This window comes from Variovorax sp. 01N429 (assembly GCF_056399425.1).
The window spans coordinates 1-574 of the sequence record NZ_JBFTRG010000068.1 but is presented as its reverse complement, the minus strand read 5'-3'; the positions used below and the strand labels follow the sequence as shown (position 1 = coordinate 574).

1 protein-coding gene and 1 pseudogene are annotated in these 574 nt (G+C 70.0%); both read right to left on the bottom strand.

Annotated features, from left to right (window positions below):
* Nucleotides 1-286, bottom strand: a pseudogene (locus tag AC1DSF_RS30610) (lipid-transfer protein); the annotation flags it as partial.
* On the bottom strand, nucleotides 283-574 hold a 292-nt coding region (locus AC1DSF_RS30605; protein ID WP_478184071.1), incomplete at its 5' end, for a hotdog family protein. The gene AC1DSF_RS30605 and the pseudogene AC1DSF_RS30610, both read right to left, overlap by 4 nt.

Below are 574 nucleotides of genomic sequence, written 5' to 3'. Positions count from 1 at the left end.
CCACGGTGCCGCACGCCGCGCCGCCGCCGAAGTTCACCCGGCTGAAGAACGACAGGTCGCCGATGCCGCACGCCTGCGCGACGGAGATCTCCGGGTTGGTGTCCATCGTGAAGGTCACCAGGCCGTCGACGTCCGACGGCTTCAGGCCCGCGTCGTCGAGTGCCGCGCCGACCGCCTCGGCGGCCAGGCGCAGTTCGGACCGGCCGGATTCCTTGGAGAACTCGGTCGCGCCGATACCGGCGATCGCGGCCTTGCCCTTGAGGTTGTCCGCGTGCTTGAGGCTCATGCCTGCCCTCCCGGGAGCGCGACGGTCACAGTCCCCGTCACGTGGTTGCCGAGCTTGTTCGCCCCGACCACGGACACCTCGACCAGGCCGTCGGCCTTCGCGGTGACCTTGCCGGTGATCGTCATCGTGTCGCCCGGGTAGTTCGGAGCACCGAGGCGGATGGCGACCTTGCGCAGCTCGGTCTCCGGACCGCCCCAGTCGGTGACCATGCGGCCCACGAGGCCGTTGCTGGTCAGGATGTTCATGAAGATGTCCGGCGAGCCCTTGGCCTGCGCGAGGCCCGGGTCG